At 39.5% G+C, this 23,987-nt stretch carries 23 protein-coding genes; 3 read left to right on the forward strand and 20 right to left on the reverse strand.

What is annotated here, in order from left to right; all coding sequences use genetic code 11:
* Positions 1-163: 163 nt before the first annotated feature.
* Both ACFIL2_RS03200 and ACFIL2_RS03205 read left to right on the forward strand, forming a co-directional pair.
* Positions 164-529, forward strand: coding sequence for a hypothetical protein (locus tag ACFIL2_RS03200; protein WP_375680528.1), 366 nt, complete (start codon positions 164-166; stop codon positions 527-529).
* Between the two features lie 44 nt (positions 530-573).
* Positions 574-1,023, forward strand: a complete 450-nt coding sequence (locus ACFIL2_RS03205; protein ID WP_375680518.1) for a hypothetical protein — start codon at positions 574-576, stop codon at positions 1,021-1,023.
* A gap of 857 nt (positions 1,024-1,880) precedes the next feature.
* Here the strand turns inward: ACFIL2_RS03205 and ACFIL2_RS03210 are convergent.
* The 3 genes from ACFIL2_RS03210 to ACFIL2_RS03220 form a co-directional block, all read right to left on the reverse strand.
* Positions 1,881-2,654: a DUF4167 domain-containing protein gene (locus ACFIL2_RS03210; RefSeq protein WP_375680519.1), complete on the reverse strand. Its 774-nt coding sequence runs from the start codon at positions 2,652-2,654 to the stop codon at positions 1,881-1,883.
* Between the two features lie 1,669 nt (positions 2,655-4,323).
* Positions 4,324-4,767, reverse strand: a complete 444-nt coding sequence (locus ACFIL2_RS03215; RefSeq protein ID WP_375680520.1) for a hypothetical protein — start codon at positions 4,765-4,767, stop codon at positions 4,324-4,326.
* Between the two features lie 1,247 nt (positions 4,768-6,014).
* Positions 6,015-6,200, reverse strand: coding sequence for a hypothetical protein (locus tag ACFIL2_RS03220; protein WP_375681686.1), 186 nt, complete (start codon positions 6,198-6,200; stop codon positions 6,015-6,017).
* Positions 6,201-6,468: 268 nt separating this feature from the next.
* On the opposite strand from ACFIL2_RS03220, the gene ACFIL2_RS03225 reads away from it, so the two are divergent.
* The gene (locus ACFIL2_RS03225) at positions 6,469-6,639 is read left to right on the forward strand and encodes a hypothetical protein (protein WP_375633301.1); all 171 of its coding nucleotides are present in this window, start codon (positions 6,469-6,471) and stop codon (positions 6,637-6,639) included.
* Between the two features lie 242 nt (positions 6,640-6,881).
* Here ACFIL2_RS03225 and ACFIL2_RS03230 read toward each other — a convergent pair whose 3' ends face one another.
* The 17 genes from ACFIL2_RS03230 to ACFIL2_RS03310 all read right to left on the reverse strand — a co-directional run bounded on the left by ACFIL2_RS03230 (position 6,882) and on the right by ACFIL2_RS03310 (position 23,588).
* The gene (locus ACFIL2_RS03230) at positions 6,882-7,679 is read right to left on the reverse strand and encodes a hypothetical protein (RefSeq protein WP_375617997.1); all 798 of its coding nucleotides are present in this window, start codon (positions 7,677-7,679) and stop codon (positions 6,882-6,884) included.
* A gap of 90 nt (positions 7,680-7,769) precedes the next feature.
* On the reverse strand, positions 7,770-8,096 hold the full coding sequence (locus ACFIL2_RS03235) for a hypothetical protein (protein WP_375617996.1): 327 nt from the start codon (positions 8,094-8,096) through the stop codon (positions 7,770-7,772).
* 699 nt (positions 8,097-8,795) lie between these two features.
* Positions 8,796-9,161, reverse strand: a complete 366-nt coding sequence (locus tag ACFIL2_RS03240) for a hypothetical protein (protein WP_375617995.1) — start codon at positions 9,159-9,161, stop codon at positions 8,796-8,798.
* Positions 9,162-9,299: 138 nt separating this feature from the next.
* Complete coding sequence (locus ACFIL2_RS03245; protein WP_273791311.1) at positions 9,300-9,587, reverse strand: hypothetical protein; 288 nt, start codon at positions 9,585-9,587, stop codon at positions 9,300-9,302.
* Positions 9,588-10,958: 1,371 nt separating this feature from the next.
* Positions 10,959-11,963, reverse strand: coding sequence for a phage tail protein (locus ACFIL2_RS03250; RefSeq protein WP_375639968.1), 1,005 nt, complete (start codon positions 11,961-11,963; stop codon positions 10,959-10,961).
* A complete protein-coding gene (locus tag ACFIL2_RS03255; RefSeq protein WP_375633307.1) occupies positions 11,960-13,099 on the reverse strand; it encodes a tail fiber domain-containing protein in 1,140 nt (379 codons plus the stop codon). The genes ACFIL2_RS03250 and ACFIL2_RS03255 overlap by 4 nt, the downstream gene beginning before the upstream one ends.
* Positions 13,096-13,578 carry a hypothetical protein gene (locus tag ACFIL2_RS03260; protein WP_375634552.1) on the reverse strand — a complete coding sequence of 161 codons (483 nt, stop codon included), beginning with the start codon at positions 13,576-13,578 and terminating at the stop codon, positions 13,096-13,098. Before ACFIL2_RS03260 ends, ACFIL2_RS03255 begins: the two co-directional genes overlap by 4 nt.
* A gap of 281 nt (positions 13,579-13,859) precedes the next feature.
* Positions 13,860-15,323: a hypothetical protein gene (locus ACFIL2_RS03265; RefSeq protein ID WP_375680521.1), complete on the reverse strand. Its 1,464-nt coding sequence runs from the start codon at positions 15,321-15,323 to the stop codon at positions 13,860-13,862.
* A gap of 201 nt (positions 15,324-15,524) precedes the next feature.
* On the reverse strand, positions 15,525-15,692 hold the full coding sequence (locus tag ACFIL2_RS03270) for a hypothetical protein (protein WP_375636948.1): 168 nt from the start codon (positions 15,690-15,692) through the stop codon (positions 15,525-15,527).
* A 20-nt stretch (positions 15,693-15,712) separates the two neighbouring features.
* Positions 15,713-15,844 (reverse strand): hypothetical protein, encoded by a 132-nt coding sequence (locus ACFIL2_RS03275; protein ID WP_375636947.1) that lies wholly within the window; start codon positions 15,842-15,844, stop codon positions 15,713-15,715.
* Positions 15,845-15,876: 32 nt separating this feature from the next.
* The gene (locus ACFIL2_RS03280) at positions 15,877-16,572 is read right to left on the reverse strand and encodes a hypothetical protein (RefSeq protein ID WP_375633311.1); all 696 of its coding nucleotides are present in this window, start codon (positions 16,570-16,572) and stop codon (positions 15,877-15,879) included.
* Positions 16,573-16,655: 83 nt separating this feature from the next.
* Positions 16,656-17,774: a N4-gp56 family major capsid protein gene (locus ACFIL2_RS03285; protein WP_375643242.1), complete on the reverse strand. Its 1,119-nt coding sequence runs from the start codon at positions 17,772-17,774 to the stop codon at positions 16,656-16,658.
* Positions 17,775-18,015: 241 nt separating this feature from the next.
* On the reverse strand, positions 18,016-18,789 hold the full coding sequence (locus tag ACFIL2_RS03290) for a hypothetical protein (protein ID WP_375636945.1): 774 nt from the start codon (positions 18,787-18,789) through the stop codon (positions 18,016-18,018).
* Between the two features lie 279 nt (positions 18,790-19,068).
* A complete protein-coding gene (locus ACFIL2_RS03295; RefSeq protein ID WP_375680522.1) occupies positions 19,069-20,901 on the reverse strand; it encodes a portal protein in 1,833 nt (610 codons plus the stop codon).
* A complete protein-coding gene (locus tag ACFIL2_RS03300; protein WP_375678565.1) occupies positions 20,901-22,262 on the reverse strand; it encodes a PBSX family phage terminase large subunit in 1,362 nt (453 codons plus the stop codon). Before ACFIL2_RS03300 ends, ACFIL2_RS03295 begins: the two co-directional genes overlap by 1 nt.
* 148 nt (positions 22,263-22,410) lie before the next feature.
* Positions 22,411-22,608 carry a hypothetical protein gene (locus ACFIL2_RS03305; RefSeq protein WP_375680523.1) on the reverse strand — a complete coding sequence of 66 codons (198 nt, stop codon included), beginning with the start codon at positions 22,606-22,608 and terminating at the stop codon, positions 22,411-22,413.
* Between the two features lie 662 nt (positions 22,609-23,270).
* Positions 23,271-23,588, reverse strand: coding sequence for a hypothetical protein (locus ACFIL2_RS03310; protein ID WP_375680529.1), 318 nt, complete (start codon positions 23,586-23,588; stop codon positions 23,271-23,273).
* Positions 23,589-23,987 lie beyond the last annotated feature (399 nt).

Below are 23,987 nucleotides of genomic sequence, written 5' to 3' on the forward strand. Positions count from 1 at the left end.
ATCTCAAAGGGGAACCCGCATCTCAAAGGGGAACCCGCATCTCAAAGGGGAACCCGCATCTCAAAGGGGAACTAAAAAACTTTGAAAGCGTTTAACAGTGAAGAAGCCCCTAGGCTGACAAATTGGAGTCCGCGCTGTCAACCTGTCATTTGGAAAATAATTGATGAATCCCCTTGTTTTTATCCTCTTATTAGTTTCATGTACAGATGATTTTAATAGTTGCTATTCGAACAATACAATGGTTAAAATCTATCCCACGGCTCAAGCTTGTGAACAGGACATGGTCCCGTCCACAAAAAAGTTTGCACTTTATGGACAACAAATTTTTGCTCAATGTATAAACGTACACCCCAATTTACATCAACAAGAAGTAAACTTGATCTGGTCTGTAACAAACCATGGAAATTTCCTGCTTAAAAGCCAAAACGTAAAGGACAAGCTGTCTACAGTCCAGAAAGAAGATATTTTACCAACATCGCTTCCTCTTTTGCATTCTTCTTCCACAAACCTCTTGCACAAAAAACTTTAAAAGCATAAACCCATCAGATCTCAAAAAAATAATCAATGAAAGACATGATGGATAATAAGCGAATGCAACCTTCAAAAGACCATCACACAGAGCAAAATTCTCTGCCTCAAGATCTCCCTTTAGACCCTGCTGTAGAACGAGTAAGAAAAAAACTTATGGGTTTAATGATTATTTCCGTTTTAATAACGCTTTTCCTTATTCTAACCGTACTGTTTTTAATTATTTATAAAGTGATAAAAACCGGATCAGCGCCAAAACAAACAGAGCTATCTTCCTCTCTCAGCAAAAACCCACACGTTATCCATCATACGCTCTCTCTACCGGAAAAAACACAGATTTTGTCGCAAAGCCTCTCAGAACACAATATTGTACTGAAAGTTTTAACCCCTGATGGACAAACAAAATTTATGATTTACAATTATCACACCGGTGCACTTGTCTCCATTCTTTTTGTTGAAACAACAAAAGAGAGAGCGAAGATAATGCCTCATTAAGCAAACTAACATCAATAAGCGCTGACATAGCATCCTTGAAGGTTTAAACATTTTCTGCAAGCCGGCATTATCACACGCTTTGCCAGCGCGTGGGTGTTGCCGATAATCCTTGGCGCTAGAGAGAGTTCATAAGAGCCATTTTTATTCATCCATTTCCTCACATATCCTAGCAAGGAAATCGATGAATAAAATACCTCTTATGAATGATCCGGTATCAAAAGAAGAACTGTTGCAACATTGAAAATTAAAGCAATAACGCCCAGCTTACATCTTTTATTAAGCAAAGATAACCGATGGATTTCACATTATAGAATTCATGAACACCAGCGCGAAATGGGCATGAATACATTGAAGATAAGTGTGAATTAAATAAAACAACGACATTGCGTTCTTCATAAAAGAACTGCCTCTTAAAATACACGGATGTGGTTTTCTCTATATCCCCTTACTTAAATCTCAGCAAAGAGGCAATCTTTTCTGTCAACACCCTTTGGTTAAGTCTCAATACAGCCCGTGAAAATCTAAAGAAAGTGCAAGAAGCTTCTTGAGTATATTACAATTTACTATCATGATGCCAATAACATCACCACAAGCGCTTACACAGCACCCTTCAGGTTTAAACATTTTCCTCTACTTCAAGATTGACCACTTGAGCGACGACGCATCTTTCTCTGTATTCCCTTACTTAAATCTCAGCAAAGAGGCAATCTTTTCTGTCAACAGCCTTCGTTAAGTTTCTGATACAGCCCCATGAAAACTCAAGGAAAGCGCAAGAAGCTTCTTGAGCATATTATAATTTATTATCATGATGCCAATAACATCACCACACAAGCGGGCTTACACAGCACCCTTCAGGTTTAAACATTTTCCTCTGCCTCAAGATTGACCACTCGGCGACGGCGTGGTTTTCTCTGTATCCCCTCACCTAATCCAGGCAAAGAAGAATCCTCTTTTGTTGCTGTTTTTGTTGCTGTTGATGCATCTCCATTGCTAGAGTTTTCTGCTGTTGTAAGTGAAAGCTCAAGAGATGATTCATCTTGAGTCCGTACAGTACGTCGACGAGGAGAACGACGTATTTTTTTGACAGGTTCAACATTTTTCTCAGAGAGGCAGTGCTCTTGATCTATTTTTTCATCCGATAGAGCCTCTAAAGCGTTTTCACGCGCATCCCCATTTTGCGCTTTATCATATTGGCCATTGCCATTTTTTTGCGACGACATTTGTAATACATCTGTATCACCCTCGACAGCATCCTTTTTTTCACCATCAAGATTTATTTCACCGCATTCTTGCCCATTGTTTTCATCACGATTTTCGTTTTCATCACCACGATTTTCATCACGCCGAACCGATTGAGACATTTGCCCAGTTGCTGCTAAAATAATACGCAAATAGTGCTCGGCATGTTGTAAATAATTTTCCGACATAACACGATCGCCTGCACCTTGTGCATCACGCGCAAGGCTTATGTATTTATCGGCAATTTGCTGAGCATTCCCGCGAATTTTAACATCCGGACCGCTACTTTCATAATTGCGAGACAACGGATTAGGACCGCGACGATTATTATTGTTATTACCATTATTGTTATTATTGCGACCGCGTACCCGTCTATTTTGTTGTGGCCTCATCTTTATCCCTTTTTGGAGTGTTTGTCTTATGTGTGTCTTAATTGACGCTTCCTCATTGCATTATCTTTTGATAATGCTGATCATGTTTAACATACGATTATCAAGCTATCCGCGTTTATTTCACTCAAACGAACCCTACTGATATTGATAAAAGCATATATTTTCTTGAAAATCACAAAACAGCAGGGAAATCGTAAATCAAAAATTCCCTTTTTCTCTGTCAAACAGCAGAAACCTAATGATGTTCACGTAAAATGCCAAGTGTTTTTTTTAAAATAAACCATATTTCACTAAAAAAATAATTATCTTGTGGAAAACAAAAAGGGAAACACACATATAACACCCCTGACAAAGAAAAAATTCCTGCCAGAGAATAGTATAAGCTTCCTTTTTTGCTCTAAAACCACCGCTCCTAAAAACGCCGATATCCTCTACCCCCTCGTGCATTTAACTCACAAGCACTTCCATCCCAACGAGTCACTGCGCGAACCTCTTTATTTTATAAATATAGCCTCTCTTCATCGCTAAAGCAACCCCTTGCGAGCGATAATCCACGATCGCCTCACAAAACCTCTTAACTTTTATAGATAGATTAACACGAAGTATTATTCAAGCCCTATAATCACCAAGAGATCAATCTTCTTTCCCAAACAAGTCAATGATACTATCAATTTTTATTTTAACCCATAGAGTTTTTAAGTTAATCACAGTTTTTATTTATAACAAATTGAGCTTAAAAACAAAATATTTAAATACAAAAAAATATCAAATTATGAAAAAAACGACCAATATGTCACACTTTTTTAAAAATCAGCTTCTTCTCAAAAAAATACCCTCCTCAAAGCCTATCAATAAGAATGGCCTAACGTATTTCCTTACTTATCTTTTCTGATAAAGAAAACTAGAATTATAAAACAAGCACATTTTTAAACCCAGCACAGCGCTTTACGCATGAAGAAGCCGTAAATGTTTATAAAAGGAATGTTTTTTTACTCATTTTTGTCATGTCTATTGACTTACACCCTCAAAGAATGAAGGTTCTCAAATCACACTGGTCTGTTAACAATGAAAATACTTATAAAATTCATACACTGAATTGATTTGTAATGATAATTCATATTTTTTGTGTTGAGTAAGAAAATTAATACCGTAGGATTTTTCATCCTCAATCTGTTTGCTATTGAATCAATCTCTTTTTCTTGCATGTTACATGTGGGAAAACCTGCGTGGAGTAAAAACGATAAAAAAGTGCCTCTTATGAACCGTTTCTAAGGCTAAAAGGCTGTCGAGAGGCACCATTGGGAGCGAGCAAAGTGTGAGATAGTACCGGCTTACTCTTTTTTAAACCATAAAGATGAACTTGCTTTATACATTTTATACACATCACGGGATTTTACCATTATACCATTCACCAGAACCATTACGAAATGGATTTCCCACACTCGTTATTTCCCTAAAAAAGCTCAACAAATCCTCCTGAAACTCCACCTCGCCCCCTTAAATATTTCAAGGAGGAATCCATGCCTTATATGTCACCACACCTTCCATAAAAGTGCGATATAACAAGATAAATAAGTCAAATTTCTACTGCTCTTGAGGCAGATAGTAATTTAAGAGGTTTTTATCTTTTCATCAAAATTCGCATCCTTTTAACTTTCCGTATAAAAACTTAAAAGTAATTGCGCCTTTTGCCTGTTTTATTTTCTCTTTCATTAAGAAAACAGTCTCGTAAGAGAAAATAATTTCCATCCCCAGGACGGACCCTCGTCAAACATTGTTTTTTAGCACTATCAGAAAGCTTATCCCACATTTCACGAATAGCAAAATAGGACTCACTTTCCAAATTAAGACAATGCTGATAAACCTCTCTTTTCATATCGGGCATAACGGAAGCAGAAATTTCCTTGCAATATACGCGTAGATCAAAAACAGGAATAACCAATTCAACGGGTGCTTGTTGTGTTACTTTTTTATGAGAAGAAAAATAACTAACCACCTTTGCAACAACAAAACACAAAAACACTATACAAAAAAGTATTATGCAAACAAAAGCAATCTTGCGATATAATCTTTTGAAATAAGCCTTTTGTCTTGCTCGGATTCTTTTTTCCATAAAGATTGTACCCTTTAATATCCCAAGAGAAGCTTTTACAGCAAAAAATGATAGAAGTATCTGTGTACACAATACAGGTTATAGCCGCAAACGATCAAGACTCTTATGTTAAAAGACTCTCTTTTTTATCGTATAATTCTTATCGTATAAAATTTTTGTGAAACACTTTTCTCATGCCCTTTATGAAAAAATAGGGATTATGATTTTCTTTCACCACCTTAAAAGACGAAGATTCTTCATCCATGCGGCTTTATAAACAATTCGTCTTCTTTAAGACATGTCATATTGATTTATAAAGAGTATTTATTGTTTTGCACGTTGAATGAGAAACCCTAATACCACAGGATTCTCTCATCCTAAATTTGTTTTCTGTTGGAACGATCAAAACCATGTCGCTTGCAAGTTACAAGCGGAGCTGGTATGTGGATTAAAAACTGTACAAAAAAGGCATATGCCTCTTATGAATCGTCTCACGAACCAAGGCTTTCGTAACATTGGAAACTGGAAAAATATATGAGAGTACCAACCTGCACTTTTATGAAGCATAAAGATGAGGGAGTTACCTTATAAGTTTTATACATTTCATAGGGGCTTTACCCCTATACCATTGACGAGTGTTCTTGTAAAAGGGACTTGGGAGTGGGATATCTCTTTAAAAACAAGTCCATGAATATGCAATAAATGTATATTCGGAGACAAATAATATTTTAATATTTGAGGCATTCTGTTTTTATGTGAGAGGCATGATCCCAAGAAGACACACGATACATAAAAGCATAAGGCATTATCTTCATTATTTAAATAATATTGCTATAGATAGTTTTGAAAATTATAAAGGAAAAAGATGATAGTCCGAAGAGTGATTGATATGACTTTATATTTTTTCTCAATAAGGTTGTCTTCCTATTTCAGAAATCACTCAAATACAGCCCTCATCTGGCATATATAAAGTCTAGCTTACAAAAGCTGGAATCGCTCAGAGAGTTTTGCCCTTCTGAATCCGTAAGGCTCTCATTCTTCTTTCTCTCAAACATGCTACAGCTTTGAAATTTGATGTTGATTGACAAGCAACAAAAAAAGCTCTGCACTCTCTTAAGAAAACAACGCCTTAAAGTTACATACATAATGGATTGGAAAGATGTCCTAGCTTTTTATCAAACGCGCTGTAAAACAACGAGCGTAACATATTAGCTTTGCTTATCCCAAAAATGTTCATCCCAATCTCTTGTATCCAAATCTCTTATATCTCAATCTCTTGCATCCAATTCCCTAGCCTTCAACTCCCTAGCCTTCAACTCCCTTGCATCCAATTCCCTTGCATCCAATTCCCTTGTGTCCAATGCATAAAAATCAAGTTGAAGAAAATATATGGACACCCCTGAACTCGAAAATATGAAAGGAAGGCGTGACAGAGTTTCGCGTTCCTTTGTCATGCAAAAGCATTAGACATTCTGAAACAAGCACACTTACTGTCTCGTAATGATTCCTTTTTTCTGCTACCGGTCAAATCCCTTTATTTAGAGAATTGGCTATCACAAGTTATGCAACAAATAGCGCTATATGCAACAAACAGAACCTGATTTATATCCGCATGGAATTCGTTCCAGTTTACATGATTGGCTCGCAAAATCCACTTGACTTTCCCCTTTGTCTTTTCCCCTCATGGGATCTCTATCACCATAGAACAAAAAGCGATATTTTATGACGCTTTATGGACAAAATCCCCACCGCCCGAAGAGTTCATCACATGACGAAAAAAACACTCCCCATATTCACCACACACAAACACTTCAATATATAAAACTTACATGCCTTCTATCACCGCACTCTCAAAAAGCAGCACGACAACAAGATAAGAAATTATTGATGTAAAACTCCAAACAAAGAAAAAAACGGATTTTCTAATCGAGGTAAACAAATACTGTTAAATCAACGCTTCCATTTTTGATGATGTCACACCTATGCTTTATAGCACCCCTATCACACTTCATAATACCGAAAAATTTTCTCTGCCCTACGCACTATACGCATCAGAACCAATCAAATAAAACAGAAATGCGCTATCTTCCTACTTTTTTGTTTTTGATTAAATAGCAAGATATAGCTGTAATTCTTTAAAGAGCTTCATACCATAGATTCATTTTATACATAATATCATCAACAGAATGTTTGTATGTGCTGCAGGAAGAATCCCCAGAACGCTCCATATGACCACTGGATGAAGAGCTGTTACAGGATTCTACAAGAAATGCCAGTGACATTGGAGATAACGCATCCTCGCTATCAGAATAATAAGCTGATAAAAAAGTGTAATCTTGTGAAGGAAGTGTCCCCGAATTTACTTGTGATGGAGCGGCAACAAAAAGAGAATTAAAGGTTCTAGGACCAATGACAATATCACCATTCGCTTGCCGCATAATACTTCTTGCAGAGTATATATGATTTGTATTGATTGCCCCCAGCGAAGCCCATTCATCCTGCCATAAATATGCATAATAAAGATCCATAACTTGTTCATGTTGAACAACGTTGTCAGCAGACATGGCTGTATCAAAGAGTGAGTTAGGAACATAATAAAAATTTATATCTGGAATAATTTCATATAGCCAGTACGTTTCATCAGGATTATTAGCAATCTGTTGCCGCGCCATTCTGTAAACTGCATCCATATTTGCAGTTGTAGACACAAATGCTGAAGTCTGTTGAGCAAGAGAGTGCCCAGTTACATGATGTATGATATCCTGATCATCCCCCCAAGGGGCAAAACCTCCTCCAAAGAATATAACAGATGGAGAGCGATCATCTATACGGAAAACCATATGGGGAGGATCAATAGCATATGACAGATTTACATCTGAAAAGAAAAAAAATAAAACTGTCACTAAAAATACTGAGAATGCTCTTTGAAACATTTTTATACCTTTGATATACACTCCATATTTTATACCTGTAACCTCTTGAAGCGTTACAGATATAAAAAGGGAGAAAAAACCCTATTGATCTTATTTTAAAGTGATGGCTAAAACCCTTTTTGCTGGCACATGACCCGCTTCAAAAATAACCATTACTTTTCTGTTCAAAATGACTGCGGTTTTTGCCAAATCCAAAATACTTTTTCCAACAATGTTATCACAGCCCCAAACACCTTTTTGAATGTCTGAAGTAGGGCTGATACCGTATCTGAGCTCTAGGAGACATTGTGCTCCTGCGCTAACGACTTGAACCGAATTAAGATAACCGTTTTGTTCATAAACTCCAGCATGAGAAACACCTGTTGTTAATGCTATTATCACCAAAACGATGGATATTTTTTTCAAAAAGCTTTTCATAATTTACCTCTTTTAAATTTATTGCAACGGACATGAAATGCATCCCCATGCAATCTAATGGATATTTTTAACCTCCTCGCCTCCTTAAAGACGAGAATTTTAACCAGCTTTAGCCCGTGATAAGACTGCCTCATCTCAGTCTATTCTTACCTCTATCCCCGCTGTTGCACGATTTATTTTACAGGCTCTACAGCAAAGCCTTCCCTTATTGATGCCGCGTGAATGATGACTCATGCACACAACAAAACACCGCATGCACAAGCTCTACCATTGGCGATATCTACCACTGACAATGTCTGCCACTGTTAATGTACGTGCATTCTACGGATTCAAAATGTGTCTATGATTTATTGCCTATCGCAAGCGGCATACTGTCAACAAAGACAATTAAGACACGTATTTACAGCCTCACTAAGCTTAAATCTGTCTAACACCAAACGCTAGAATGAAATTGCCATCTAAGCTCAAACGACGATTGATACAAAATCACTCAGTTTAAAATAGAATCAACTGTAGTTGAATATCTTAAGATAGATCCTCAATACCGATAACTCATGAATTCTGTAAAACATGAACGATTATACTCTGAGTAAAAACTGTAAATCAGAAAACTGCTAGGGTTAAAATAGCCTTAGTGTAGAAGATTGACCATTTTCCAAGCATCGCCTATTTAAGTCACAACGAATACAGATAATACGCTTAATTATCACGCACTCTCAGCCCTCGAATAACATTGATTGAATAGTTACTTCTGTAACAAATATCAACGAATTGCGATGTACTGTAAGCTCTATAGGCCAGCTCAACAATCTCAGGACTTTGAATATGAAATGTTCTTCCTACAATTTTTGACATTTCTGGCTCTTCTGTAGGCCTCGTTTCTAAAACAGAGAGAATATTTACCCCTTGCAAATTTTTATATGGAATGACAGAAATATTATTGATGATTTGTGAGCGAACCATTGTTCCGCCGATATCTGAACAATCATCTGAAATAGTCCACAAACGTGCAGAAGCTGGTCCAGTAAGACACAAAGCTAAAAATATTAAAATCAATTTTTTCATTATAGAATACCTCTTTTTCATTTTTGGTTGATCAAAAAAATAAATGCTCTATGGACAGGCAAATAACTATCCTGTTCACAACTATCTATCTCACTGCTTTAAAGGAGCTAAATCCCATAGAGACACAAATCGAGATGGTTAATCACCCATCGTTTTACTTTTATCCGCTTCTTCAGCGTCTTGTTTGTGTTTCACATCTTCAAGATCTTTGATAATCGTTTTCAATTGTTGTTCTAAAATATCCAAACGCTGTGTAAGTTGGAGAATATTTTGAGTCTGTATTTTATCAAAACATTGGAGATCTTGACGTGTTTGCTTCAACAGAGCATTCAAAGGAGCATGTCCCATTCTTCCGCTAGCATAAAGAACCACACGAATACATTCAGGATCATCAATATCAGCAATAGAAAATGGAAAAAGTGCCATTATATCCCCCTTTTTGATAAGCTAAACGCGTATTAAGCATTTGAATATCTTTTTCCGTTGTACGGCTCTTGCATTTCTCAGAAAACCTCTTGAAAAAATTTCCTCATCGAAAATTTTTACAAGACATTTTTTTAGATTATACCCTGTTTTCCACCTAAAATGTTGACTTTATCACCTGAAACCAAAGAAAAATGTTTGACCACCTTGCATGCTGTGTTAGCTTTCCCCAAAGGACAAAACCACACCGATCTTTAAATAATACCAATCAATAAACAATGGTTTGTCAACAATCTGGCTTCGTATCTAACAGATTTAACTTGGCTTACCTTCAAATGCATCCTTGTCATGCATCCCCTGTCCAGAGTTACTCTACAAACAACACTGCTTTAGGAATACGTACAGATGAAAAACACCCCATGCATAAAATTTTAACCGCATCTCAAACAATGGTATTTTACAACACAACGGAACAAACTATTGTCTTACAGATTTTCTCGTATCACTCTCATTCTGTTTCAAGAAGTTTCCTGACAAGTACAAAATGCATCTAAGAGAGTCAATTACTCACCATGTGTTAAACGCATCGCCAAAAGACTTCGCAAACCCAGCGCCCATTTTGAAAAAAAGAATGCTTTTTGCATACACGCTCTACCCAAAAGAGGGAGAGTACCATTTTGCCTTTTCTCGCTTTAAATAAACATATCCGTTGACCTCTTCCCGCCACCTCAAAAGACAAAGATTTTAGCCCCACATCGGTTTATAAAACAATCCAACTACTCTGAAGGGATTCCGTCTGCTGCTCACTTATATGATTCACTTGCATAAGGCTTAACCAAGCAAGCCCTCCACTGAATAGATGTCTCTTCAATACTTAAATGGATCAAGTATTGTATGTCTTATTTTCCTTATATCACCAGCTTCAATAATAGTGTTTTTATGACGGTGTTTGACGGCATAACATAATAGAATAAATTTTACCCATGGGCTTTTTGTCATCGCACAGCAGCGCTTTAAACCCAACGCTTTAAACCCAACGTTTTAATAATGTATCACGATACCACAAGAGAGAAGCATTTTGGATAAAGTCTTTATTCCTCAGCAAAAACTCTATGAATAAAGAAAGGGTTTTTGTTCTCCCCCTACCTTCAATAATCACTGTCTTGATCCTCTAACGAACAATAGGCAAACTTACCTTTAGACATCCAACAAAGGCAGCACAAAAAATAAAAAAATAAAGAGAGTTGAGTTTTTTTCTAAAGCGCCTCAAAACTTTCTACACAATATATTCTATAAGACTTTATATTCAATAAGACTTTTTTTCATAACAAATATTTTGTAAGTATTTTTATCTTTCTCTCAAAGCTTTCATTCTCAGGCTTTGACAGCATAAACCACCGCCATATTGACGGGGCGTGTTTCATCCCCCCCTGTTTTTTGCAACAAGACCTTATGTTCATGCTCTCCCGCAGCCTTCGTTAACCGATCTTTATTGTAGACTTGAGCCAGATTTCTATAATATTCACCGTGATTCATATCCCAAACTACCTTTTCAATCATTGGATAACTATGCTGGTGGTTACCTGTCGAATCTGTTTTTCCTTCATGGGTATGAGATTTAAAAGACTCTTCTTGTCGACTTCCCAAGCGACGTCCTTTATCAATTGCTTTTCCACTATCGAGCCCCCGTAAAAACATTCCACGCAAATCGGGAACATTGAATGTTGTTTGCCCATTTCCTTTTCCCCATGTTTCTCCCAGAACAGCAAAGAGATTGGCATAGTTCCTTCGCGAATATTCTTTACCATCACACAGTAACCATCCAGAGGGTATTTTTTCTGTAGCAAAAGTCCCGATAAATCCAGAAGAAAAAGTTTCAGGCAAAGGAGGAAAGGGCGGAATTTCAGGAAGTTTTATAGTAGGATTGGTTAAAAACCAGCCATCAGCATTTTTTCCGGCAATATCACGCGTATAGACAATTTCATAAAGTCCCCCTTTTTGAATTTCTCCGCCCTTTAAAGGCATAATACCCTCTGGCGTTGCCATATAAGTTGGTCGTGGTAGCAATTGATTTAAAGAAATATTTGTTATTCCTCTGTTGACGCCTTGTGCTTTAAAGCGCACAACAATGCCATCCATATAAGTCTCAAAAAAAGACTTTGTTGCCAAACGAAGTGACGTTCTCTCGTTTTCCACATCGACAGTAAACTGTGTTTCAATCCCGCCTCCATTATCCAACAAATATTCTTTGATGCGTTGCATCATAGCGCGAGCACTATCATTGACTGTGCTTGGTGGTTGCCCTTCTGCCCAGTTTATATTCTCGTCGACATAAGCATTTTCTGATGCAACAATTGACCAATCATAAATCGAACTCATAGAAGATACTCTTTTTTCAAAAAGGGAAAACGAGCAAAAAATGAAGAAAAGAAAGCCGCAATTTTATTTTTAGATGCCGATATTTTCTCCATTTTCATTTTTTCCATTTTCAGTCCTATTTTGTCATAATCAACATGTAATAACTTTGTTTTCGCATTGACATAAACAGCTTCAGGGTTCACACGCAACACATCTTGCGCCATAACGCCCTGATAACGTTGTGGATTTCCCTTATAATTAAAGGTATAAAGTGGATATCCCTTTTTCTGCCCCACAGGGATAATATTTTCTTTTGTTCTCACATCACAAAGCCCTAAAATTCCTCCGACCAATCCAAGTACTTGCTGCGCATCACGCAATGGATCTTTTGTCACAGAAGGCATTGTCGTGGATTTTCCTGAAGTCGTTCCGTAATTTCCAGCAGCCTGTGTTCCTACCTGTAACAAACTTTGCAATCGGTTCCAATCTTGATTATCTTTTTCTGACCATTTTTGGCGTTCAGCATCTAAGACATTTTGGCGGTTTATATCTTGAATCATACCCCCTTTCAAAGCATTGCTTTGCACGTTACTCTGTCCTTGATAATAGCTATTTGCCGCATTAACTTGATCATTCTGAGAGCGATCAATCATCTGGTTTGCATTCATCATATTGTTAATATCTTGATTATATTGCTGTGCTGCAGCATTTGTTGCCAAGGCGCCTAACTCATCGGCCAGCACACCAGTATGAGCCCCAGAGCCATAACGTCCTGCTCCCGACATCGATTGATTAATTGCATCGGACGTTTTATTCAGAGCATTTTGCAATGCAGTATTAAATTTACTATTGCTTCCAATCCAGCTTCCCTTAGCCATACCGGAAAGATTTGTAGCGCTGTTGGTTGGTGCACTCAACCATTGCGTTACCGTTGGATTGTTATAGAGCCCTGCTGCTTGTTGTAAACCGGTCAGCGCATTTTTTGTCATATTGCTAAGACCAGCGACTCTGTCTCCCTGATAAACGTTTCCGCCAATTCCCTTATTATAAAGTCCAAGTGCATCAGCACTGGCTTGTTTAAGAATATCAGCCGCCCAAGCAGGTGGAGCATTTGTTTGTGTTGTTGTCTGCACTTGAGGTGTGGTTTTTCTACTCATGGGTTCAGAACCTTTCTATATTGAATAAGATTACGAGAATATCCGTGATGAGCGAGCTTTTTCGCCCATCCAGTTCTTCCAAACATGTGCATTTCTTCAGCATTAATTGTTCGCGCCCATTTTTCGACTTCATCAATCAACTTGACCAATTTCAGCCCTCCCTCTCCAGCAAGATCAGAGAGAATGACGCATTTTTTCCCCGTATGGGTTATTTCAACTTTGGTAATTGCAAAAGCACTAAATTGGATTTTATTTTTTAAGACAAGCCACAATTGTGCTTGTCCTGTAGCGATTTCTTCAGCAATTTTTTCCAGACAAACATCATCCGGAAAGCGCTGAACATATTTTTTCAATGCAGTATTGAGAGCCTCTTGATAGGGAGCTATTTTTTCCCATGGCCACCGCTCTGTCAGATGAGCAGAATATAAATCTTGACTCTCTTGCATCATAATTTTAGCTCTTTTAGCTGTGTCACTCATCTCCCCTCAAATAACATCCCCCTACGCATTTCACGCATTCCATGCCCCCCGCACAATAAAAGAAAAAAGTCTCCATCATCCCTTTGTCACAACAAAGGAGGAACTTTCTTCTTTATAAAAATAAACCATGGTGCAGCCTATTTTTCCTTTATCGCAGAAAAGCATGAAACATAACGCACCACCTTGTTCCTTTGTTTATAAAGGTTTGGGAAGCCTATGGGGCATTTGTTCTTTAATAATAGAGGCTTGAGCCTATCGCATGGTATTACAAAAGGACATGCCTATCGCATGCCGGCCTGCGTCAATTCCACATCAAATCCAGTGACATGAGTCCAATTCACCCCTTCAGGAATACGCAATTTAAAGCGATAAAACCGTGCCCTTGCGCGACAATGAATTTGTCCAGTATTATAAGAAGGCTGTTTTTCTGGTAACCAAACAGTTTCCTCTTCAAGAGATTGTCGAAAGCGCATTCCCACAGACAAATAAAACTTTCCACTATTGACTTGAGGCATAATATTTTTCACCCGTGTTATCATGCCATTTGTCTGCCCCATTTCTTGTGATGTCACAATACAAGCCATAGGACACCCAGAAAACGAACCCAATCTTCCCTGTTGATCAAATGCCCCCAGAATAGGCGATTCATTTTTCCAAGCTTTACTATCAAGAGAAAAGGATAAATCGTCAATATTCTTAGTCACAAAATCAAGACCTTCCAGGGTTGTTCCGGCTAAGAAAATAGGCAATACCATTTTGATATCGACGAGAGCTTTTGTCCATTTTTGCAACCCCCAATCATAAATGAGCAAGATACGTTTATGAAGATTCTCATCAGAATCAACCATCCAATAAACACGATTATACACCCCATCGATAGCAGCAGATAGAGTGTACAGATTATCCTTCCTTGATTTTGCGGTCATCGTTCGATCGACTTTTTCGAACCCAATGGGTATAATCTGTCCCTCATTTGTTATTTGATAAAACCCGCCCTCATCGGCAAAGAATGCTAAATCGCCTCTACAAACAATTGATTCAGCATTTTTTGCGCCTCGTTTATCGTGGATTTTTTGGAAACTAAAAATAATCTTAGAGCCAGGGATAAAAGAACCGGCATAGATTGCAGAACGCATAAAGATAATTGGATTTGTTGTCTCCGTTGCCCCTTGGACGAATCCGCCATCAGGAAAATCTTGATAATCACAACTTTTTTTCCCCACGGTCCAAAATTCAGCATCATTTAATCCAGACCAATGAACCCTTCTTGGATGCTCGGTTAATTTCATCAAACAAACGAAATCTCCCCAGATTCGAACAACCCCTGCCTGTGGTGGATTTCCTCCTAAATTTCTAAATGTTTTATCATGGTTAATATCAATCACTTGTGGTTTATCATTGGCATTCACCGCAATGATAAAATCACCAAACAAAGCAAAAGACCACGGAGCATCAACATTAGCCAGATAAGATTTTCCTTTTTGGCTAATATCTTTCCAGTTCATTGTTGTATTATCAAGTAAGTAGATTTTATCTCTTGTCCCGACAATAATAGAAACCCCATTTTTTGTTTTAACCGCAAGAGTGCCTAAGATTGGCTCCGGACAAGGCTCTGATAAAGGTTCAAAACTTGGCATAGGGATATAGGAGCCATCCGCCGGGAGCACATTAACAAGTTCATCGGTAAAAATTCCATTGATATCCGCCACATCGGGTCGATAATCAGCGATTGGGAAAAAAGCCATCAAGACCCCCATAAAATCTTTGAAGAGCCCAGTGCCATTCAAAACACCAAGGCTTATTGATAATAAAAACCACAAAAGCCCTTAAAACTCTAAAGGCATAAAATTCAACAAAACAAACAACCTAAAGTTGTTTAACACACCGAAAAAACGATACCATAAATAATAGCCACCCCAGCGCCATCCACCAGCGCCAAACCAAAATCAACTGCCCGCAATCACATCCCCATACCCCACAATGACGGGGGAAAAAGCCATTAAGCCCCCCATAAAACCTTTGAAAAGCCCAGTGCCATTCAAAACACCAAGGCTTATGGATAAAAAACCACAAAAGCCCTTAGAACAAAACTCTAAAGGCATAAAATGCAACAAAACAAACAACCTCAAGTTGTTTAATTCATCGAAAAAACGATACCATCAATAATAGCCACCCCAACGCCATCCACCAGCCCTTCACCATCAACACCCAACGCGCATCCAACCATAAGCGACAAACCAGCCACCAGTGCCAAACCAACCTTCAACGCCAGCCATAAACGATTTGGAAAAAAGTCTTTTAAAAACGCATTGGGCGAATCTTTGAAAAACCTTTTCGGCGCGATGTTTCAATGCGCAAAGCTTGAAGCTGTTCTTGAAAATCTCTGAAAGAAACGGCGGCATATTCAGGATCTTTAAGAATATTTTTATAAAGTTCATATTTTGCCCGTGCTTTAATAAGATCAAAAGCATAAATCAACCAAGGATTATCGTCTTCTCTCAACTGTTCATCAGCAAAATGAACAGGAGCATAAGAAAGCTGTACAGTTTCCACATGTTCTGGTGTTGGAAAGAGTCCTATTTTTTGATCAAGGTACGTATAAAAGAATGGCGTTCCTAGCGCAGGATGCATACCATATTGTTGATGCAACACTTCCAAGGGCTTAAAGAACAACTTTGTTGGTGTTGCATCCTTTGTTACTAAAAAGACGCCCTCCAAACTCTTTTCTGATTCAATAAAAACCCCCTCTTCTTGCCCATACCATGTTTTACCACTTTGTGTTTTAAACGTCCTTTCTCTTTTTTCATTAAAGAAAAAGGGTTCGCGTTCACACAAACGCAAAGCCGTAAAAATTGAATCTTGAATTTGCAGGGAATATTCCGCTGTTGTATCGTCAATTTCATCTTGAATAAGCGCGACCATATAAGCAAAAGTTTTAGAATGATCTGAATGTGTAAGGTTTAGATTTTGGGGATCAGTGGATAAAGTGGTCATAAGCCTGTCCTTGTTTCTGGAAGCATTTTAAATTTTTCCCCCAACAGATCCCTCTTGTTGGGGGAAGAGAGCAAAAATTCGCTTTAAGCGGGTGCTCCATAAGTTGGGATGACAATAGTGCCAAAATCCTGAGCCCCTTGCGTACTTCCTGGCAAGGTAAAGCAAGTTTTTTTCATACCAATAATGGTTTTTGCCGCGACCCCGAATTCTCTTTCATAGTCGAAGAGTTCTTCCACCAATTTATAGCGTGTTGCTCCTCGATCTTTACCAAAAGCAATCACAGCACTCTGCGCACCAAGCAGAACAGCACGACGCACATTTGGCACAGCTTTATTTGCCGTCCCAGATTCAACCCCTTCGGTAATATGTTCAGCTTCGCGCAAAACCACACCATTATACATGCCCAACGATCCATCATAGAGCGGATTTTTGATACGACTTCCACTATAGATTGCCTTGGTAATGTCGAGCCATTGCCCCGCATCTGTATTGGTTCGCAATTGTGTCACTTGGGTTGGATGGAGATAAAGCACATAGACATTTTCCCCATCGAGCCGCACAGGTCTAATTTTAGGATTTGCCAATTTAGCCCGTTCAACTGCTTTATCAATCAAGCTGAGATCAAAAACATCGTCTTCTTTTAAGTCCTCATCTTTTGCTTTATCATTAGGACGTACCACACGTTTATTGGTTGGTGCCGTTGGCGCATTAAACCCATAATGGACAGGTTTAAGAGTAATCGTACGTCCCTCAAAGTTAATTGTTTTTGCGGTATACCCGCAAACTTGAATGAAGAACATCATACTCAGACGATCTGCATACCAATCAACCAAACCATTTTTTGCCTCGGTGCGCAAATCATGAAGAATTCGTTGTTGATCAATCGTTCCCTCATTTTTGACACGCACAGCATGAACGAGTTCATTAATTGCCAAGCGATCATTGAGAAACTGTAAAGCTTCTTCATTGCCTTCCAATGTCTGCCCTTCGCTCACCCCATCGCCTAGCAACTGCACACGCAAATTAAAGCTAATAGCATCCCCACTTGCTTTCGTAGTTTCATCTTTTAATTGTACGATACTGTTTGAATCATTTCCAATCAACGGTGCAATTGGAAGTGCTTTTGAGACTTCTTGGTTTAGTAATTTAGACCATGTGCGCACTGCCATTGGGTCATTAAGTCCGATATAAGTTACAGTCATTTTGTCCTCTAAAAGTTTTATTGACATAAAAAACCCGGCAAAGCGCCGGTTGTTAAAACACCACATTTCATTTCAAATGGTGAATATGTTGTTCGTGAGTTTTATCTAATTTCTGTTAGCGTCTGCCTCCCCCTTATAAGAGCTCTCCTCTCCACATCCGTGTTTGAGAAATCCCCCCGCATTCTCCTGCGCCAAAAGCCGCTCCACGTTCCCGCAAAAAGCACCTGCCACATTCTTGTTTTTAAAATTCTCTCCCACCCATTAAACGATTAAAAGCAGCTTTATTTTTAGGTTCAGAAACCCAAGCGCTAAACTCTGCTTCTGACATTTTATCAAGCATATCCAAAGAAATCGGCCCATTTGGCGTCAAGCCGTTATAAGCAGCAAGAGTACGTGCAGAATTGTGTCTTTCCTGTAAATTTTCACCCATGTTATTGGGAACATTTGTGTAGCCAATTTTTTGTGCAATAGAGTAAATCACTTCAGCCGGATTTTGATTTTTTTGCGCACAATCGCGCAAGATCTGCTTCAACTCATCACCAATCAACGCATCAATATTTTTGGGATCGGCCATCTCAGGATAGAGCGAAGCACAAGCTGCCAACTGTTTAGCCCGCGTTTCATAAATAAAATCAGCTGCTTGATCAAAATCATCATGCTTTTGTTTAACACTGGCAACAGACTGCTGAAAAAACGCATGCAACTGTTCTGCTTCCAAAGCAAGAGAAGGCTGTTGTTTTTCATGTACAAGCCCTTGTTTTTGGAGTGTTTTTCCCAACCATTGCATATAGCCCATAAAGTCTTTTTGTGGATCTGGTGGAGCATCTTCTCCCCCTTGAACCTCTTTTCCAGCCTTTTGCGAAGAGTCCTGTTGTTGATGCATTTGCCCTTGAAAATTATCTTCAAGAGTTTTTTCTTCTCTTCCAATTTCACCATCTTCTCCCTCTTGTGTTGAGACCAGAAAATCTTGTTTCAATTGGTTTTGTTCTGCCGGCGTTAAGTGTTCTTGATCCATGACATTAGCCTTCTCTTTTTTTTAACAATAAAATCAAATTTTTCAGATAAAACAGCCCATAAGCATTTACCCCTCAATGCTCTCTCATCATTTAGCACCAGCATTCCCCCATGGCTCCCCCACCATGACAGCAAAACTCCTTCTCCACCCTGCTTTTCCCAACAGTCCTGCCCTACAAAACAGTTCTTTTGAGAAAAGGGAGCCCATGCACTACGAAAATCGATAAGCAATTTATGATATATGGCGTTTATCAGAAGTCACGCATGACAAAGTGTCCTATTATTGAGCCTTTAGTGTCTGCAACATCTGCATTATCTGGTCTGCCCCCACATTATCCCCCATCTGCGCTGAGGCATTTTGCTCTTCTTGAAAAGAGTTTTGCGCCTTTATCGCAATTTTATGAATAAGTGAAGCCGGTAAAGGCGAATAGCGTAAGAGATCGAGCATAATCTCAGGCGTTGCAAAATTTTGCATCAAAGGCAGCAATTGCATGATCAGTGCAAAAGTACGCTCTTTTTCATTAAGACTTGTTGGTGCATCATCCACGACAATATCATATTCCAAACTTGTCACCATTTCGCGTGTCAGCGGCACATACTGGGCATTTTCATCACCGGCAATACGCACCAACCGCCCATCGGACAGATAATTTTGAATAAGATAGAGAATAATTTTCCCCTGTCGTTGCCGATATCGACGCAACCCATCAAAAAAGGAAGCCAAAAGATTAAGTGACGATTGTCGCCGTTGTTGTTCAAGAATGCCAGGCTGATTGACAGCTCGCGTCCCAATAAATTCAGAAGACAACCCCGTCACCTGTTCGAGAGCGCTCTTTGCTTCATTAAACAATTGGAAAAACCCTTGCGGAAATTGTGCCACGGGTTTAGGCTGAATTCTTCCCCCAGACACAGCACCACTTTTCAACCAAGTAATACTATCGGCTCTAGCCCAACTCTCGAGGGCTTGTCGATCATCATCAAAAGCATCGCGTTCTGCCATAATTCCGCCTTTTGATTGGCTATTGAGCAAATGCATCACTTGACTAAAATATTTGTTTGCCCACCGTTGCGGATCTTTTGTTGGCTTAACAATTCCGTAAAATTGCCGGCTTAACTTATCAAAAGTACCGGTAATACACTCCCATCCCAATTGATTGGGTGGAACCAAGGGCTTATCAGGCGCTTCAAGCAGCTTTCTACCTAAAAATGCCCGTTTGACAATTTTTCTGTTCAACCTTGTTGCCTGAACATGAGGAAAGGTTTTGCTTAAATTTTGGAAATCCTGCTCTGAATAATCGACAAAATTTCCACTTAGAGGCTCGAGAACTTTATAAACCACCTCGCGTTCAAACCAGCGACATTCTACCAATGTCACCATTTTAGGACGTTGATAGCCGCTCCCCTCTTCTCCTTGATACCCCCTCTCGGACTGATAACTTTGTGTCATCCCATCGCTGGTTGAATGTAAAAAACTCTGATGTTTAACCCAATCAGCATTAAGATCGCTCCAATGAACATTGGGAAACATTTCCTGCGCCACAGCAAGGGGTTTTTCATCAATATACCATAAGCGTTGTGCATCAATAAGATTAGGCTTGACAGAACTTGCATCCCACACCATTTTCATAGGGTCTAAGCGTGCAATAATTGGTTTTCCTTGTGGATCTTCTTCATAATCAAGGCGTGTATCTGTCCACCCCATTCCGCAAATAATTGCATCTTGAAAGGCATCAGAATCTTCGTATTCCCCATCGGCTTCATCACGAAACCACTCAGCCGCCCCTGTCAGAATCTGGTTCGCAAAAGCTGCCCCTTCTTGTCGTGGAATAAATTGCACTTGCCTTTTATTATTGCGCTCAGCCCCAATCACGGCATTAATTAAAGGCGCAATACGGTTAAAAGTCATGACCGGTCTGTTTTGTTCGTGCAAGACAGCCAAGTCTTGCTCATTCCATTGCCGTCCATTATAAAAATCGTAATCTTCCTGGGCATTTTTTCGCCATTTTTCGACATGATCAATATCATCCTGATACCAACCCACGAGTTTTTTAAATAGTGCTTGATTTTCAAGCGTTTCGATTTGATTAAAAGAAGAATCTGTAGACATATTCATTAAAAAGCCATCCATGAAGTTTGAGAATGGTGAAACGAGCGATAAGGTTTTTTTCGCGCTTTAGCATTTGGCTGTTCATAAGCCACACACATCAGTCCAAAGGCATCGGCCCCATGGCTTGCCCAATCATGTTCAGCGCCTAGTCCGATATTGCGCTGTTCGTCGCGCTTTTCATGATACCAAGCAAGCGCTTTTCTGCCCGCACATGTCGTTTCACGATTAAACCATAGTGCAGGAAACAACCGCCTTACGGCTTCGATACGCATTTTCACAGCGCCTGTTCCTTGATTAGGAATTATTTTGGTTTGAAAACCGGCTTGTTGAAGGGCACTTTCAAAACTCACATTATAGACACGATCTTTTGTTGCGCCATCATGAGGCAAGACCATAAGAGCCTTTTCATATCCCCTTTGAAAGACCCAGCCCACATGCTCTGAGAGAGGTTGTCCTTGGGCTTCATAATAATCGAGCACTCGGATTTCCCGTCCAACAAATTGCGCCACCCACAATGCGGTAGCATCGGCCTTTGCTCCTGTTCCCCCGATATCCCAAAAGATTCTCACCTGCATCAAAGGATCACGTGGAACAGTTGTAATCCGCCCTTCCATTTCGGCTTCGAGAAGACATTTCTGATAATAAGCCCCTTGGACAGCTTGGAGATATTCGCCTTCCCAAATATGGTTATACTGCTCTGGTCTTTGCTGCAAATCGTCCATTCGATCACGATTGAGTTTTTCAGGAAATTGCGGATTATCACGCCAATTGATTTCCACCCCTTTGATATGAGGATTATCGACATTTCGGAAACGCTTTTCCACGGCTGCATTTTCATGGCATGGGTTCCATGTCACCCATAATTCTGCATTCCAATCTTTTCCTTCTTCGCGCAAAGTTGGAATAAGTGTTTGCCAAGCAGTTTCTGTCACGGGCTCGGCTTCATCGACCCAACAAAGGAAAACGCGTCCCATTGATTTAATACTTGCAATATTTCGATCAAGTCCAGCAAACACATAGACAATCCGTCCATCTTTTGATTTAATATATTTATCGCCGATTTCATAATAATCTTGTAAAAAAGGATAAGCTTCGATAGCGCGTTTAATTTCTTCCAAAGAACTTTCATTAAGAGAATTTTGAAATTGCCGTGCACAAAGAATAATCCCGCGTTCTCCAGCCATTCCATGGCGATATCCCACCACAGCCGACATCAAAGCAAAAGAACGTGTTTTTCCAGAACCGCGTCCTCCCCAAGCGGCTCGCACATCGGCATTTCCAGTAAAGACAGGAATAAGCTTTGGAATAAGAGCTACTTGAGCTGTTTTCTGCTCAATTTTTTGAGAAATTTTCTGAACAGTTGTCATTATAAATTTTCATACTTTAGCAATAATTGCGCTGCACCCTTTTGCTTATCCCAAGTTTAATGATCCCAGAGCAATTGAACGAAAAGAGCAATTGAACGAAAAACGCCCTTCTCAAAAGCAGCACTTTATCTTTTCTTCATCCTAATATTCAATAAATTTCACTTTTTTGCATGAGATCCCCTTGCCCCCACCTATGCGCCCCAAGCCCCCAAAGTCCCCGTCCCCTCGAATACTGTACCCCTGCCCCCCACAAAAGCACGGTATCCCCCCCCAATTTCACCACACTCTTCCCAAAGCCCCTAAAAGCACAATACCCTGCAATATCATGCCACTCACGCGTCCCCAAGCCTCACACTTATCTATCTCTCAAAACACCCCCAAGATACCTCTGCCCCCAGCATAAGATCTCAAGTTCCAACCCCTTTTTATCCATAAAACAGTGCCCCCTTACGTATCACCCCCAGACACCCTGAAAGCATCATCCACTTCAATACACAACCCTTACGCATCATCCCCCAAAGCTGTCCTTTTCAAAATGACATCTCCTATCATCCACTTCCACTCAACATTTTCCAATATCACAAGCTTCAGTTTCCGAAGGATCACGCTTCAGGATAACACTTCTCTGGTCCGCTATTTTTTGCATTCACTGGTACAATCTCGATACGCGAAACTGTTTTANCGGTTCACTATTTTTTACATTCACTGGTACGATCTCGATACGCGAAACTGTTTTGACAACCCCGCCCCTTCAATAACGAGAAAAAACAAAACCTTTACAAGAAACCCAAAGCAGCAGATAGCATCAAACGCTCTCCCCCATGCCTTTCTGGCATCACAGCCATACTCTCCCACGTGTACCACGTCCAGAACTCTTGAAAGCTTCATCCACTTCAATACACACCCTTACACATCATCCCCCAAAGCAGCCCCCTTCCAAAATGACATCTCCTATCATCCACTTCCACTCAACATTTTCCAATATCACAAGCTTCAGTTTCCGAAGGATCACGCTTCAGGATAACACTTCTCTGGTCCGCTATTTTTTGCATTCACTGGTACAATCTCGATACGCGAAACTGTTTTAACCTGCCCTTCTCCAGCCTCCTGAAGAGGCAACACTTTTGCAAGAAGCGAAAAAAACGGTACGGGATTATTGAGAGCATGATACTGAAGATAAGACACCAGCCCATCTTCACCATAGTGATATCCAGCCTGCTCCGCCGCTGTCAAAAGAGCTTCATTAAATCGCTTTGTTGTTTTATTTAAAGCCCCTTTTTTTCGCCCTCTTCGACGTAAGGGAAGACAATGTTCATCTACCATCATCATGTTCCTTCCAACTAAAGAGAAACCAAAACCTCAAACACAAAAAATGACATAAAAATCAGCAACAAAATTTGACAAGCATTCAAAAATTAAAAAAATGGGACACACCCAAAAAGATAAGAGCCCACATAAAGCCCAAATCCTCCGCTTCATTTTACAGATTCACATTTTTACGCTTTTACATCATTACAGAAAAAAGCCAAATGAAACTCAAAAACCGCCATCCCCACGCCCCTCTGTAAACACGGGTCTGTCAACAAGCTGATTTCTCGTCTATCAGATTTCCCTGCTGATTATTTCATATGGCTATCCCACACTTCAAAGAATGGTGTTTCATCAAACACGCCAGATAAGCTCTGATCTACAATTCGACTTCAAAAAGCAAATTTTCCTCTGCTG

This window comes from Bartonella sp. AP30XZML (assembly GCF_042195945.1).
GTDB lineage: Bacteria > Pseudomonadota > Alphaproteobacteria > Rhizobiales > Rhizobiaceae > Bartonella.

Coding starts and splice junctions, on each gene's coding strand:
- ACFIL2_RS03240 (WP_375617995.1), bottom strand. CDS start 9,161: ATGAAAAAATTGATTTTAATATTTTTAGCTTTGTGTCTTACTGGACCA.
- ACFIL2_RS03235 (WP_375617996.1), bottom strand. CDS start 8,096: ATGAAAAGCTTTTTGAAAAAAATATCCATCGTTTTGGTGATAATAGCA.
- ACFIL2_RS03255 (WP_375633307.1), bottom strand. CDS start 13,099: ATGAGTAGAAAAACCACACCTCAAGTGCAGACAACAACACAAACAAAT.
- ACFIL2_RS03245 (WP_273791311.1), bottom strand. CDS start 9,587: ATGGCACTTTTTCCATTTTCTATTGCTGATATTGATGATCCTGAATGT.
- ACFIL2_RS03220 (WP_375681686.1), bottom strand. CDS start 6,200: ATGACAAAGGAACGCGAAACTCTGTCACGCCTTCCTTTCATATTTTCG.
- ACFIL2_RS03215 (WP_375680520.1), bottom strand. CDS start 4,767: ATGGAAAAAAGAATCCGAGCAAGACAAAAGGCTTATTTCAAAAGATTA.
- ACFIL2_RS03225 (WP_375633301.1), top strand. CDS start 6,469: ATGACGCTTTATGGACAAAATCCCCACCGCCCGAAGAGTTCATCACAT.
- ACFIL2_RS03210 (WP_375680519.1), bottom strand. CDS start 2,654: ATGAGGCCACAACAAAATAGACGGGTACGCGGTCGCAATAATAACAAT.
- ACFIL2_RS03200 (WP_375680528.1), top strand. CDS start 164: ATGAATCCCCTTGTTTTTATCCTCTTATTAGTTTCATGTACAGATGAT.
- ACFIL2_RS03280 (WP_375633311.1), bottom strand. CDS start 16,572: ATGACCACTTTATCCACTGATCCCCAAAATCTAAACCTTACACATTCA.
- ACFIL2_RS03310 (WP_375680529.1), bottom strand. CDS start 23,588: ATGATGGTAGATGAACATTGTCTTCCCTTACGTCGAAGAGGGCGAAAA.
- ACFIL2_RS03250 (WP_375639968.1), bottom strand. CDS start 11,963: ATGAGTTCGATTTATGATTGGTCAATTGTTGCATCAGAAAATGCTTAT.
- ACFIL2_RS03205 (WP_375680518.1), top strand. CDS start 574: ATGATGGATAATAAGCGAATGCAACCTTCAAAAGACCATCACACAGAG.
- ACFIL2_RS03295 (WP_375680522.1), bottom strand. CDS start 20,901: ATGAATATGTCTACAGATTCTTCTTTTAATCAAATCGAAACGCTTGAA.
- ACFIL2_RS03300 (WP_375678565.1), bottom strand. CDS start 22,262: ATGACAACTGTTCAGAAAATTTCTCAAAAAATTGAGCAGAAAACAGCT.
- ACFIL2_RS03285 (WP_375643242.1), bottom strand. CDS start 17,774: ATGACTGTAACTTATATCGGACTTAATGACCCAATGGCAGTGCGCACA.
- ACFIL2_RS03230 (WP_375617997.1), bottom strand. CDS start 7,679: ATGTTTCAAAGAGCATTCTCAGTATTTTTAGTGACAGTTTTATTTTTT.
- ACFIL2_RS03265 (WP_375680521.1), bottom strand. CDS start 15,323: ATGGCTTTTTTCCCAATCGCTGATTATCGACCCGATGTGGCGGATATC.
- ACFIL2_RS03260 (WP_375634552.1), bottom strand. CDS start 13,578: ATGAGTGACACAGCTAAAAGAGCTAAAATTATGATGCAAGAGAGTCAA.
- ACFIL2_RS03290 (WP_375636945.1), bottom strand. CDS start 18,789: ATGGATCAAGAACACTTAACGCCGGCAGAACAAAACCAATTGAAACAA.